A 13,915-nucleotide genomic window follows, 5' to 3' on the forward strand; every position below is an offset into this window, starting at 1 on the left:
AAGGAAAGCAAAGGAAAGACACGGATGTCAGGGCAACCAATACGTGAAATGGATGATTCAAAAAGCTGGCAACTTTTGCAGCTTTATAATTTTTTTCGCTTATTTTGTATTCTAATTTTTCTTTTTATATTTTGGTATAAACCCAACTTAGATAAGGAAGGATGGCAATACCTCGTTATTCTTCTGAGTTATTTTCTCTTAAGTTTTATTGCTCTTGTTTGTGCCAAGGTTAAATTTCCCGCCTTTGAAAAACAAGTGATGTTATTTGGCTGCTTAGATATTTTATTTATAGCAGGATTGATTAGTTTTACGGGTGATATTCGCTCAAGTTTTGCTATTTTACTCAATGTTACAGTTGCTGCATTAAGTATTTTGGTCCCTGGCGCTTTAGTTCTTTTCTTTGCAGCTTTAGCCAGTACATTATTGTTATTAGTTAATATCATTGAATATAGCTATAACCAATCATCTTCAATCACGGTTTTTTATATCAGCGGGCTACATGGCATTAGTATTTTTGCTACTGCTATAGCTGTTTGGTATTTAGCTTCTCGTGTGCGAATTAGTGAAACCATTGCTCATAGACGCGGCACGCAATTAGCTAATATGCAACGTATGAATGAATATATTATTGAGCGACTGCACTCAGGTGTCATTTTTGTAAATATCAACCGTACGATTTATTTTATTAACACGGCAGCGCGCCAATTTTTTAATCTTACTGCAAATGAAGATGTCGCTGAATTAAAGCAAATTTCGCATATTCTGGATGAGAAATGCCAACAATTTATCCAAAAAATTCAATTTGATAGTAGGCCTGTACAAACCATAATCGAAATTCCTCATCTGCGAATCCATTTTTTTGCCTCTTCAGTGGGGGTGGAAACAGCTATTTTAATTTTTTTAGATGATTTATCGGTAGTTGCTCAGCAAGCTCAGCAATTGAAGTTATCCTCTTTAGGTCGGTTTTCTGCAAGTATTGCCCATGAATTAAGAAATCCTCTCGGTGCTATTTCCCATGCAGTACAGCTTATGGGTGAAGGAACGTCATTAAGTGAAGAAGATTTACGTTTAAAGGAATTAATTATTAATAATTGTAATCGCATGAATGGCGTGATTAAAAATGTCTTACAATTGTCTCGTAGAGAGCCAGCTCACCCGCAAGTAATAGATTTTACTCCTTTCATTAACCAATTTAGACAAGATTTTTCTGTCTATAATCAATGTAATATGGTTATTGAAATACCTGATATGGAATCAGTTAACTTTATGTTTGACAAGAGCCAGCTTGAGCAAATTTTAGTTATACTTTGTGAAAATGCTATTCAGCATGGCAGTTCGAATGGTGAAACAACCATTATAATAAAGGTTAAGCAAACTCACGTAAAAACTGAAGTTATTATCTGTGATGAGGGCAAGGGCATACCTGAGAATTTACAGGAGGCTATTTTTGAACCCTTCTTTAGTACAAAAAGAACCGGGTTTGGTATGGGATTGTTTATTGCGAAAGAGCTTTGTGAAATTAATCAGGCGAGATTGCTTTTAAAGGCAACAGTAAAGGGTTGTTGTTTTGCCATTACTATTGAGCAAACTATTGGGACATTATGATGAGTAAGACAAAGCTGTTAGTCATAGATGATGAACCAGATATTTGTGAGCTTTTATCCCTAACGTTATCTCGTATGGGATACAGCTGTGATTTGGCTCATACTTATCAACAAGCTATTGACAAGCTTAATGCTAATACTTATGCATTAGTTTTAACTGATATGCGCTTGCCTGACGGAGATGGTATTGAATTAGTAAAGTACATTCAAAAAACGAAAAATCAATTACCTGTCGCTGTTATTACAGCTTATGGCAATGTAGAAGGTGCTGTGAATACTTTAAAAGCTGGTGCCTTTGATTATCTTTCTAAACCAGTGGATTTAAAGCAACTAAAAGATTTAGTTAATACAGCATTAGCAATGCAAGAAACAAAATTTCCATCTAAAGATGATGTATTGTTAGGTAAAAGTCCTATTATGCAGGAGTTACGACAAAATATTAATAAGCTTGCACGCAATCAGGCACCTGTTTTTATTTTAGGCGAATCTGGTGTAGGTAAAGAGTTAGTGGCTCAACTTATTCACCGTCAAGGGCCACGTGCTGATAAACCTTTTATTCCTGTCAATTGTGGTGCTATCCCCAGTGAGTTAATGGAGTCAGAATTCTTTGGTCATAAAAAAGGAAGTTTTACAGGTGCTATTACAGATAAGTCGGGGCTTTTTGTAGCGGCTAATGGGGGCACTTTATTCCTTGATGAAATTGCCGAGCTCTCTTTATCCATGCAAGTAAAATTGTTAAGAGCTATTCAAGAAAAAGCTATCAAGCCTATCGGGGAATATACAGAAATTCCAGTGGATGTGCGTCTACTTAGCGCAAGTCATAAAAATTTACAAGATGAAATTGTAGCAGGTCGTTTTCGGCAAGATCTTTACTACCGCGTTAATGTCATTGAGCTGCGTGTACCTACACTGCGAGAAAGGTTAACAGATATACCTATATTGTCAGATTATATTTTAGATAATTTAGGAAGAAAACATGGAAGAACAATATTACCTTTATCTCGTGATTGTATACAAAAACTGCAGGCCTATCATTTTCCAGGTAATGTACGAGAATTAGAAAATATTTTAGAACGCGCTGTAGCAATGTGCGAAGGTGATATAGTGACAGTTAAGGATATACAAATACCACAGACAGCCCCAGCTTTATCATCAGTACCACAACAACAGATTAATGCAAATTTAAATGATTCTTTATATGAACATGAAAAAGAACTTATCTTAAACGCTCTAGAAAAAACTAAATGGAATCGTACCGCAGCAGCAAAAATCTTAGGGATAAGTTTTCGTACTTTGCGATACCGATTGAAAAAACTAGGATTAGATTAGGGCGTGTCGTTAATTAGTGTTTTAGGCCTGCGCTGCGAAAAACTAATTAGGGATACGCCTTAAATAACAATTTTGAATTCACTATTGCTTGGTCATATATTTTATGTCTTCAATTAACGCTTCAGCACGAGCAATTAAGTATTGATCTTTCTTGGCTAAAGATCTTGCTAACTTTAGCTGACGCAGCGCATCTCGTTGTCTGCCTTGTAGGAGGTGACAACGCGCTTCAGTAAAATAAGCATAACCTTTCTGTTGCGCAGCAGCTTGTGCTTGAGCAAGTTCTTCACATAAAGGTAAATTATTTTGAAATTGACGAAACCCTTTTAATAAAATAGTAACAGCATCTTTAGGTTGTCCAGCCTGACGCAATGTTTGTGCATATGCCATTAGCACAGCATAATTTTCGGGATAATTTAATTGCAATTCTTGTAACCTTTTTAAAGCAGCAATAAATTGTTTACTGCCCGCTTCAGCTTGCGCCATGGCAATCTGATAAAATAAATTATTACGGTCTAAATTAAGCAATTGTGTTAAACGTGCCTGGGCCTGCTTATAGTTATCCATTCTTAAATAGGTAACAGCATGACCATATTGACAAGCTACATTCGAACTGTGGCGCCGACATTCATGTTGATAATAATTTAACAAATGTTGAGGGTTTTGGGTAACGATGGTACGGACTAATTCTTTAAATAAATGATAATCTAAGGTATCAGTATAGTTTTTACTTTTTATATGGGTAGTACGATTTTCAGCTTCAGCAATGCGATCATCATCAAGAGGGTGGGTACGTAATATAGCTGGAAGGTTGGCTGTATAAAAATAGCGCGTATGTTGCTGTAATTTTCTAAAAAAATCTGCCATACCATGTGGGTTTAAACCAGAACCCAATAGCATTTTAATACCAATTCTATCCGCTTCTTTTTCATTGGCGCGAATAAAATTAATATTGTCTTGAGCAAAACCTGACATAGAAGCCATTAAGGCGCCACTACCTAACGTTGGATTTACTGCACCCAAGGCTACAGAGGCAAGTAAGGAAGCAAGCAAAGGAATACGCATTTGCTTTTCATGTTCTAATAAGCGATATAAATGATGCAGGCGAACGTGCGCCAATTCATGTGCCATAACCCCTGCTAACTCGCCTTCATTATCTGTTGCTAAAATGAGTTGAGAGTTAATACCGATGTATCCCCCAGGGCCCGCAAAAGCATTTATTTCATCTGATTTAACGATAAAAAAATAGGGTGCCGAACTTTGGTCAAATTTTGTAAGTTGTTTGCCCAAGTGATTAATATATTGATTTGCTAGAGGATTACGTAAAATGCTATCTGATTGATTGATTTGCTGAATAAATTCTTTTTCTAATTCTTCTAATTGTTTATTTGTGTAAGGTGTTAAAGCGTAACTACTGTAGGTAGAAAGTTGCAAGCTAACAACTAATAACAGTGTTTTAATTATCCGTAATTTTTTAGAAATTCTGTTTATTATTTTCATAAGCTTATTCTAAGTTAATTCTCCTTGACCGAGCGAATTTATTATCTAGTAAAATAGGAAAGTAAGATAGTATTTTGATAATAAAATTACTATATTAACAAATATTAGCTCACTTGCAATTGATGATGAAAGCTCACTTTTAACTAAGTTCATTAGTTATAAGCTCATTAAGCTATTTAAATGAGTGCTACTCTACTCAAAAAATGAATAGTTTGCTATGATAGCTCCCTTTTTAACTTGCTGATTTAACTATGCACAAAGAGTTTATGGTTGCTGCTCTGGAGCAGGCTTGGTTAGGCCGTGGCGTCTGTGCACCTAATCCAAGTGTGGGCTCAGTAGCTGTGCATAATAATCAAATAGTTGCGCGTGCTTGGCATCAAGGCGCCGGACAGGCCCATGCAGAGCAAAGTGTGCTACAGCAGCTGCCAACTGATTTAGACAATATTACTTTATATGTTACATTGGAGCCTTGTAATCATTGGGGGCGGACTCCTCCTTGTGTCTCAGCGATTATTAATTCTAAGGTAACCCATGTTGTTTTTGGGTTTCATGATCCTAATCCTGTAGTTATAGCAAATAATACACCTAACATATTAAGGGAAGAAGGGATTATAGTAGAGCATTTTCCGCTACCTGAAATAGATGAGTTTTATCAAAGCTATTATTATTGGACAAATACTAAAAAACCTTGGATAACGGCCAAACTTGCCCAATCTCTAGATGGTAAGATTGCTGGATTTGAAGGTAGTCAGATTCAATTATCTAATGAAAAGTGCAAACAATTTACTCATATCCAGCGTCTACATACTGATATAATATTAACTTCAGCACGCACTATTATTAATGATAACCCTGCCTTAGATGTACGCTTAGCAGATATAAAAAGAAAGAAGCCTATTGCTATTCTAGATACGAACCTTTCTCTTTCATCTGTGGCAACGAAATTGAAGATATTTCAAACAGCAGAGTATTGTCATATTTATCACGATGAAAATATTCCAGTCCATAATAGACAGCCTAATTGTAGCTATCATGCAATACCAATTCATCAGGGACAATTGGATTTAAACGCGGTAATTAGTCATTTAGGCCTTCTGGGTTATCATGATTTATGGGTTGAAGCAGGTGGCAAGATTTTTTCAGCGCTTCATCAGCTGTCATTAGTACAAAAAACCTATCTATATCTTGTGCCAACTTTTTTAGGGGGGCAGGCGACATCAGCTTATTATGGTAATAATTTTTTTAAGCGAACGCATAAGATCTCTTGGTTAGAACAAGAAGATAATATGATTGCTTGTTTAGTATGGGGGGATTGATGTTTACCGGATTAATCGAACAACAAGGAGAAGTCGTTTTAAATGAAAGAAGAGAAATAGCTAATCGTCTAATTTTAAAAGCCTCCTTTGAAGGCTTAGAACCAGGTGAAAGTATTGCTGTCAATGGTGTTTGTCTGACTCTTTTACCAGCAAGTTCTAATGAAAATTTACTATTTGATGTTTCGCCTGAAACGTTAAGTTTAACAACTTTAAATAGTTTAAAAGTAGGTGATAACGTTAATTTAGAAAGAGCTATGCTGGCAAATAATCGGTTTGGTGGCCACTATGTCAGTGGGCATGTCGATACCACTGCCGTGATTTTATCTAAACAGACTATGGATGATTTTTTAGAAATTACAGTAGGTAATTTTGGTTTAACGCCTCACCTTTATCTTTTGCCTAAAGGAAGTATTACTTTAGACGGTATAAGTCTTACAATCAATACAGTTAATCAAGGGAACATTAAAATAATGTTGGTACCTCATACACTACTAAAGACCACATTAGGCTTAAAAGAGGTTGGCCAACAGATTAATGTCGAGTTTGATTACTTCACGCGAATTATAGCGCACCAGCTTGCAGTTTCTGGGCAATTAAAAATTGAGGTTTAGCATGACAGATTTTGCCACCATTGAGCATGCCATTGCTACATTGCAATCAGGCCGAATGATTATTTTAATGGATGATGAAAATCGCGAGAATGAAGGTGATTTAGTTATTGCTGCTCAATTTGCTACGCCGGATGCCATAAATTTTATGGCTCGTTTTGGTCGAGGTTTAATTTGTTTGCCAATGGCAGAAGAGTTAATTGATAATTTAAAACTACCACTCATGGCTACTAATAACCGCTCGCCTTACGGCACGGCGTTTACTGTATCAATTGAAGCTGCAAGCGGGGTATCCACGGGTATTTCAGCACAAGATAGGGCGCGCACAATTCAAGTAGCCATTAATCCTGAAAGCGGTCCCGATGATATTATTTCCCCAGGCCATATATTTCCTTTAAAGGCGAAAGCTAGAGGCGTTTTAGAGCGTCCTGGCCAAACTGAAGGAAGTGTAGATTTAGCTCGTTTAAGTAGTTTAATACCTGCTGCTGTCATTTGTGAAATTATTAATGATGATGGTAGTATGAGCCGTCGCGAAGATTTAGTTACTTTTTCAAAAACTCATAATATTCCTCTGGTCACTATAAAAGATTTAATTGAATATCGTATTAGGCATGAGGAATTAGTGCAAATGGCGGCAAAATCCACAATTCCCTTATATCAATATGGCGATTTTTCAATGACTGTCTTTACTAATAAGTTAGACAGTGCTGAACATTTTTGTCTTGTAAAATCTCCTAAGATAGCAAATCAAGTGCCTTTAGTACGTATTCACTCAGAATGTATTACCGGCGATGTGTTTGGTTCTTGTAAATGTGATTGTGGTATGCAATTACAACGCTCTTTATCTTTGATTAATGAGCAAGGCGGTATTTTAATTTATTTACGTCAAGAAGGACGGGGTATTGGGCTTGCTAATAAATTAAAGGCTTATGCGTTACAAGAACAAGGGTTAGATACAGTGGATGCAAATCTACAACTTGGTTTCCCTGCTGATGCGCGCGATTATGCTATTGCATTTCAAATTTTAAAGGTATTAGGTGTAGAGGTCTTACGTTTATTAACTAACAATCCTAGAAAAATGGAGGCTTTAGAACGTTACGGTTTGATAATCAGTGAGCGTATCCCGTTAACGATTGAGCCCTCACAAACAAATCGTGAGTATTTAAGAACGAAACAACTTAAATTAGGTCATTTAATGATACTTGATTAGGTCAATTTAAAGTTATTTCATAATTATCGTAAAGTATGCAATTGCTTAAAATTGTTCAAATATGATACAATAAGATAAGTATTTGATCAATTTAGGCATTTAGCATTATGACGAAAACCACGATATATCTACGGCAAAATGTAGCTAAGCAATTTGGAGATGATTTAGGAGATTATAGACAAACTTTAGAAAAGTTTATTAATTCACCAAATCAGCGTGGGCTTAATTTAGAAAAATTACATACTCGTAATAATTCTCAACCCCTTTATAGTATTCGCCATAATTCTAAAAGCCGACTTGTGCTTTGCCCACTTAAAACAGAACGAGACTCTCAAGCCTGGGTGGTTACAGCTGTTCTTGAAAACCATGAATATAATCGCCTAAGAGGAATAGCTGCCCTAAGTGAAGAAGAAAAAGAGGCACCTGAAGCTGTTGAGGGTGAATCAGTATCTGAAGCTGCTGAAGGTGAATCAGTATCTGCTGCGGATAAAAATCACACGGTTAATTTCGTGCTATCTGATAAAATTGAGTTTATAAATCAGCAGTTTATCTTACTTGATGACGACCAGCAGGCCTTAAAGTTAGTTAGCTTACCCTTAATTATTAGTGGGGCGCCAGGATCTGGAAAGACAAGTTCGCTTTTGGCAATTGTTAAGCACAATATACAACAGTGGTCAAATTCTGAGGAGTCGCCACGTATTCTAATCATAGCCAAATCAGCACGCTTGGTAGAGCAAATGCGTAAGGAATGGTTGGCAATGTGCAAAGAAGATTTTCAGGACATGAAAATAGACCCTAATTGGGTGACCTTTCAAACACCTGAAGAGATTTATAAAGCCAATCATCCAAGCGACGATGTGGTTTTTCGCGGCGAGCAAGAATTTATTAAGTGGTATCAAGAGTTTGCAAAAAAGCAAAATAATTTACTTAAGAAGCAGATACTGCCAGTGACAGATGACATGGCAGTATTAGTTTATCAAGAACTACATACTATGTCAGGCTATACTTCCGTTGATACTTATAAAAGCCAGGTTGGTAATAAATTTTCCTTATTCGATGATAAGACAATACGAGAAGAATTGTGGAAAGTGTATGAGGCCTATCAAGCGACGTTGCAAAAAGATCATGCCGTTGATGTGGCTTTTGAACAAATCGAGCTTAGGCAAACATATAACTGTATTGGTGTCGATGAAACGCAAGATTTATCGCGTCGACAACAGCGTTCCATTGTGCAAGGAAAAAATGGAGATCAAAAAAATATCGTTTTTTGTGTAGGTGATCATCAACGTTTATTCGGTAGTGAAACGACAGTACCTTATATTGAGACCCTTTTCAGGGAAAAGGAAAACAACAATAACAATAATAGTGGCCATACGGTTGTTACCCATAGAGCATTGCATGCCTCATACCGTTGTGCTGAACCTATTATTCGCTTTGCTAATGCAATTTTGCGGCTAAAATATCATGCTACTGGCGGATGGCGGATGGCGGATGGCGGGTTGGCGATAAAAATGAATTATCCTCTATCAAAAGTAATCCCAACCAAAGTACTAATGGCAATGTGTTATGGGTAGGTGATAAAAATCTGGAAGAAAATGAAAAAAAACTAAATGGTCTAATTGATAATAACCGTGACAATGTCAATTTTGTGGTTATTACTAGTCCCGAGCATATGGATGAGGCTATTGCCTTATTTGGTCAAGAACGGGTCTTTACAGCTAAACAAATGAAAGGGTTACAAGCTAAAACAGTCTTACTATATCGTTTCTTCGAGCAAGAAAATTTTAGGGCAGCCAATAAGGATTTAGATAAGAATCTAGAGCTTCAAGACAATACAACAATATCTAAAGATAGTCGTGGGAGCATTCGTCATAACAACATTTTTAATGAACTCTTTGTGGCATGCACGAGAGCTGAATCTGATCTCATTATTTACCAGCCGCCTGTTCATTCTATCCAAGCCTGTATAAGTCCTTTAGAAAAATGGGTTTTAACTTGCCTTGCACCCCCAGCTTCTAGTAATCAAGAGCATGTTATTTCTACCCGAGAAGAATGGTTAGAGCAAGCTCAAATTTATAGGAAAAATGGCCAAATTGATCAAGCTGAAGCTATAGAGGCGCGATTTGCAATGCCGTTAAATTCTACTATTGCAGATCCAGGTCAAACAATAGCTGTTGTAGCACCTGAGCTTAAACCCGAACTTAACGTCGTTAGTACTGCAAAAAAACCAAAGAAAAAGAAGCAGGTTAAGGTAGCAAAGGCACCTCTTAGTGCAGAGGAACAATTAGATGTATTACTAGATAAAATGATTAATAAGGGTCAGGTGAGCGCGCTTGAGCAATTCTTTAAGTTCCCTTTTCAAAAACTTAAAGACTATCAAAAACTCACACCTTATCAGCAAACTGCGCAAAATGTAGCGGCTAAAATTTTAATAGATTATTTACAGACTAAGAATATTTCTCTAGGCCATTTGCCAGAAACAATGTTGTCATTATTGGAGAGTAATTTTATAAAAATGAGTAAGTGGCAGAAGCCAAATAAAAATCAACGGGAGTTTCAAGATGATTTTATATCCCTAATTTGCTATCAGCCTGCCTCAGGCATGTCTTTAGCAGATGTAATTAAAAAAAACTATCCAAAAGGATTTGTTCAAGGCTTTATTGATAGCTTTAAGGAGAAAAGATTTGCTGAGCTTTTTGTAGCATTAGAGGAAGAAAGTAATATTAACATTGTGTTTAATTTAAAGCGTTTAGAATTGTTACATACTTTAAATCCTGCAGGCTGTACGCTATTGCATTTGGCAGTCAGTGAGAAACACCTTGAAAAGGTTATTGCTTTGATAGCAGCTGGTATTAATATTAATCAAACTAACAATCACGGGCAAACTGCACTCCATGTTGCAGCAGTGAGAGGCTTTAAAGAGAGCTTTTTTCCTTTAATAACTAATGGGGCTGATGTTAATTGCGTTACGCATAGCGGATTAACTCCTCTAATGTTTGCGGTAGAACATGAACATATAGAGGCTGCCGCAATTTTAATAGCAGCATCTGCTAATGTTAACTTAATGGACAAGTTAGGACGGACTGCCCTTTATTTTGCAGCTAATAACGGTTGTTTGCAAATTGTGTTTGCATTGTTAGATCAGGGAGCCGATGTTAATCAAGCTAGAAATAATAGTGAAACACCACTTTTTGCAGCAGCGCTAACAGGTAATTTTGACATTGTTGATATTTTATTGAAAGTTAAAAATTGTGAAATTAAAGCTTGTGAAATGAAAATCATAGATCTCTTACGTGAGGCTAAGGAAGATTGCTATGATTCATTAATACGAGCTCAAAAATTCTTAGAAGGTAAAAAATATGGAGCAGACGGTAAAATAACTATTCTACCCCATGAAATTGCCCAAATTATGGGTTATGAAGAAATAAGTCAACTTATTATTGAGAAAATGAAACAGCCAATAGCGCCTGAGGTTAGTAACAGCAGCTACAGTTTTTATAGCCATAAAAATAGTAATAATAATTCTAAAATTAATGACCCAGATAAAGCGTTACCCTCTGATACTTGTGATATAGAAGACCAAGCCCCTGAAGTTGACACGTCTGATTTGAATAACACTATTAGTCAATAATTAGAGCATTAAAGTGAGTTAATCGCAGAATTAAGTATTCTTTCTTGTTAGTTTTTGTTAAAATTTAATCCCGTTTATATTTAAAATTGCTTTGAGCGAATTAGCGTTCTAAACGGGGTCTTATGACAAAGTATATCTTTATTACAGGCGGTGTGGTTTCTTCACTTGGTAAAGGAATCGCTGCTGCTTCTCTTGCTGCCATCCTTGAAGCTCGAGGTTTAAAAGTAACCTTAATTAAGCTTGATCCCTATATTAATGTTGATCCAGGTACTATGAGCCCTTTTCAGCATGGCGAAGTATTTGTTACGGCTGACGGGGCAGAGACTGATTTAGACTTGGGGCATTATGAACGTTTTGTGCGTACAACCATGACAAAACGTAATAATTTCACCTCAGGAAAAATTTATGAAACGGTCATAAAGAAAGAAAGGCGAGGTGATTATTTAGGCGGTACAGTTCAAGTTATTCCCCATATTACAAATGAAATTAAGCGCTCTATCAAGCTTGGTGCTGATGGCTTTGATATTGCTATGGTAGAAATTGGTGGAACAGTAGGGGATATTGAATCATTGCCTTTCTTAGAGGCAATTAGGCAAATGCGTATTGAACTAGGTACGCAACGATCTTTATTTATTCACTTGACTTTAGTGCCTTATATTGCGACATCAGGCGAGACTAAAACAAAACCTACGCAACACTCTGTAAAAGAATTACGTTCTATTGGGATACAACCAGATATTTTAATCTGTCGCTCCGAAAAAATGTTATCGGCCGCTGATCGAGCCAAAATTGCTTTATTTACCAATGTTGAAAAAGAGGCTGTTGTTTCGCTTGAAGATGCGCAAAGTATCTATCAAATTCCTATTATTCTGCATGAACAAGGTTTAGATGAAAGTGTATTAAAGAAATTAAGCTTAGAGTTAAAACCAGCTGATTTAAGTGAATGGCAAGCAGTAGTTGAAGCACAAGCTATTCAGACAATGGAAGTTAAAATAGCTATGGTTGGTAAGTATACTGAACTTAATGATGCCTATAAATCAATTAATGAAGCATTATATCACGCCGGAATACACACTCAAACGAAGGTTAAAATTGTATATATTGATGCTGAGTTAATTGAAAAACATGGCACTGAACTATTACAAAATATTGATGCTATTTTAATTCCTGGTGGTTTTGGGGAACGAGGAATTGAAGGGAAAATTAAAGCAGTTCAATATGCCCGGGAAACTAAAACACCATTTTTAGGGATTTGCCTTGGTATGCAGACAGCTGTGATTGAATTTGCGCGTAACGTGGCAGGATTAGTTAATGCTAATTCAACTGAATTTGATAAAAATACACCTTATCCTGTCATTGGTTTAATTACGGAATGGTTAGAAAAAGATGGCCAAGTTAACATACGCAATGAAAATACTGATCTGGGCGGAACTATGCGTCTAGGCGCTCAAGTTTGCCAACTTGATGCCCAATCCAAAGCATTTAATACTTATAAAAAATCTACCATTATTGAGCGTCATCGTCATCGCTATGAAGTAAATAATAAATTTATAGACGTTTTAATCGATAAAGGTTTAATTATTTCTGGCCGTTCGGCCGATGGAGCTTTAGTTGAAATGATAGAGTTACAGGATCATCCTTGGTTTATTGGTTGTCAATTTCATCCTGAATTTACCTCAACACCTCGAGATGGTCATCCACTTTTTGAGCAGTTTGTAATAGCCGCCCGTTACTATCATGAGCAAAAGGATAATGCCTTATGAAATTATGTCATTTTGAAGCAAGCTTAAAAAGTCCTTTATTTTTAATCGCGGGACCTTGTGTTATTGAAAGTGAAGAATTAGCTTTAGAAACAGCAGGCTATTTAAAGGAAATTTGTGTGAGTTTAGAAATTCCTTTTATTTACAAGTCCTCTTTTGATAAAGCGAATCGTTCATCTATTGCTAGTTATCGTGGGCCAGGGTTTGAGAAAGGTCTGTTAATCCTTGAGAAAGTAAAAGAGACAGTTGGTGTTCCTGTTTTAACTGATGTTCATGAAGACACGCCTCTATTAGAAGTAGCCAGTGTAGTAGATATCTTACAAACACCTGCTTTTTTATGCCGTCAAACTAACTTTATTCAAAATGTTGCGGCAATGGGTAAACCGGTCAACATTAAAAAAGGCCAGTTTTTATCGCCTTGGGAAATGAAGCATGTTGTTGCTAAAGCTAAAGCCTGTGGTAATGAGCAAATTATGGTTTGCGAGCGTGGCGTGAGTTTTGGCTATAATAATCTCGTTTCAGATATGCGTTCATTACAAATTATGCGCGAAACAGAATGCCCGGTTGTCTATGATGCTACTCACTCTGTCCAGCTTCCTGGTGGTAATAATGGCAGTTCTGGTGGTCAACGGGAGTTTATTCCGCCATTAGCTCGTGCAGCAGTTGCGGTAGGAATTTCTGGTATATTTATGGAAACGCATCCTAATCCTGACAAAGCGCTAAGTGATGGACCTAATAGTTGGCCACTGCATGAAATTAAATCTTTATTAGTATCTTTAATTGAAATTGATAAGATAGTAAAAGCACAATTCGTTTAATTTGTAAGTTAGATCAAGGCCTTTAGCTGTTACTTTTCCTACATTCTATGCTTTGTCTGTGGAATTCTGGCTGTTGCTATAGCGCTGGATCTCGCGGATAAGCCACGGGACGTAGGTGAGTAAGGAGGCAAGCTTGAGGACT

General features: G+C 36.6%; 10 protein-coding genes. 9 read left to right on the top strand and 1 reads right to left on the bottom strand.

The genetic code is table 11. The features are described from left to right. Positions 1-24: 24 nt before the first annotated feature. Positions 25-1,605 carry a sensor histidine kinase gene (locus DYH30_RS05970; RefSeq protein WP_115330771.1) on the top strand — a complete coding sequence of 527 codons (1,581 nt, stop codon included), beginning with the start codon at positions 25-27 and terminating at the stop codon, positions 1,603-1,605. Continuing rightward, a complete protein-coding gene (locus DYH30_RS05975; RefSeq protein WP_115330772.1) occupies positions 1,605-2,933 on the top strand; it encodes a sigma-54-dependent transcriptional regulator in 1,329 nt (442 codons plus the stop codon). The genes DYH30_RS05970 and DYH30_RS05975 overlap by 1 nt, the downstream gene beginning before the upstream one ends. 81 nt (positions 2,934-3,014) lie before the next feature. On the opposite strand, the gene DYH30_RS05980 is transcribed toward DYH30_RS05975, so the two are convergent. Further along, complete coding sequence (locus tag DYH30_RS05980) at positions 3,015-4,430, bottom strand: M48 family metalloprotease (RefSeq protein WP_115330773.1); 1,416 nt, start codon at positions 4,428-4,430, stop codon at positions 3,015-3,017. Between the two features lie 251 nt (positions 4,431-4,681). Here DYH30_RS05980 and ribD point away from each other — a divergent pair, with 251 nt between their 5' ends. From ribD to kdsA, 7 genes are all read left to right on the top strand, one after another. Beyond that, complete coding sequence (gene ribD / locus DYH30_RS05985; RefSeq protein WP_115330774.1) at positions 4,682-5,746, top strand: bifunctional diaminohydroxyphosphoribosylaminopyrimidine deaminase/5-amino-6-(5-phosphoribosylamino)uracil reductase RibD; 1,065 nt, start codon at positions 4,682-4,684, stop codon at positions 5,744-5,746. After that, complete coding sequence (locus DYH30_RS05990) at positions 5,746-6,357, top strand: riboflavin synthase (protein ID WP_115330775.1); 612 nt, start codon at positions 5,746-5,748, stop codon at positions 6,355-6,357. Before ribD ends, DYH30_RS05990 begins: the two co-directional genes overlap by 1 nt. A 1-nt stretch (position 6,358) precedes the next feature. After that, complete coding sequence (gene ribB / locus DYH30_RS05995; protein ID WP_115330776.1) at positions 6,359-7,564, top strand: 3,4-dihydroxy-2-butanone-4-phosphate synthase; 1,206 nt, start codon at positions 6,359-6,361, stop codon at positions 7,562-7,564. Positions 7,565-7,671: 107 nt separating this feature from the next. Continuing rightward, positions 7,672-9,138 carry a UvrD-helicase domain-containing protein gene (locus tag DYH30_RS06000; protein WP_115330777.1) on the top strand — a complete coding sequence of 489 codons (1,467 nt, stop codon included), beginning with the start codon at positions 7,672-7,674 and terminating at the stop codon, positions 9,136-9,138. Beyond that, positions 9,042-11,195, top strand: coding sequence for an ankyrin repeat domain-containing protein (locus tag DYH30_RS06005; protein ID WP_115330778.1), 2,154 nt, complete (start codon positions 9,042-9,044; stop codon positions 11,193-11,195). Before DYH30_RS06000 ends, DYH30_RS06005 begins: the two co-directional genes overlap by 97 nt. Before the next feature lie 122 nt (positions 11,196-11,317). Then, positions 11,318-12,958, top strand: coding sequence for a CTP synthase (locus DYH30_RS06010; RefSeq protein ID WP_115330779.1), 1,641 nt, complete (start codon positions 11,318-11,320; stop codon positions 12,956-12,958). Further along, positions 12,955-13,773: a 3-deoxy-8-phosphooctulonate synthase gene (gene kdsA / locus DYH30_RS06015; protein WP_115330780.1), complete on the top strand. Its 819-nt coding sequence runs from the start codon at positions 12,955-12,957 to the stop codon at positions 13,771-13,773. The genes DYH30_RS06010 and kdsA overlap by 4 nt, the downstream gene beginning before the upstream one ends. The last annotated feature ends 142 nt before the right edge of the window (positions 13,774-13,915 follow it).

Origin of the sequence: Legionella busanensis, from assembly GCF_900461525.1 — a bacterium.
Classification (GTDB): domain Bacteria; phylum Pseudomonadota; class Gammaproteobacteria; order Legionellales; family Legionellaceae; genus Legionella_C; species Legionella_C busanensis.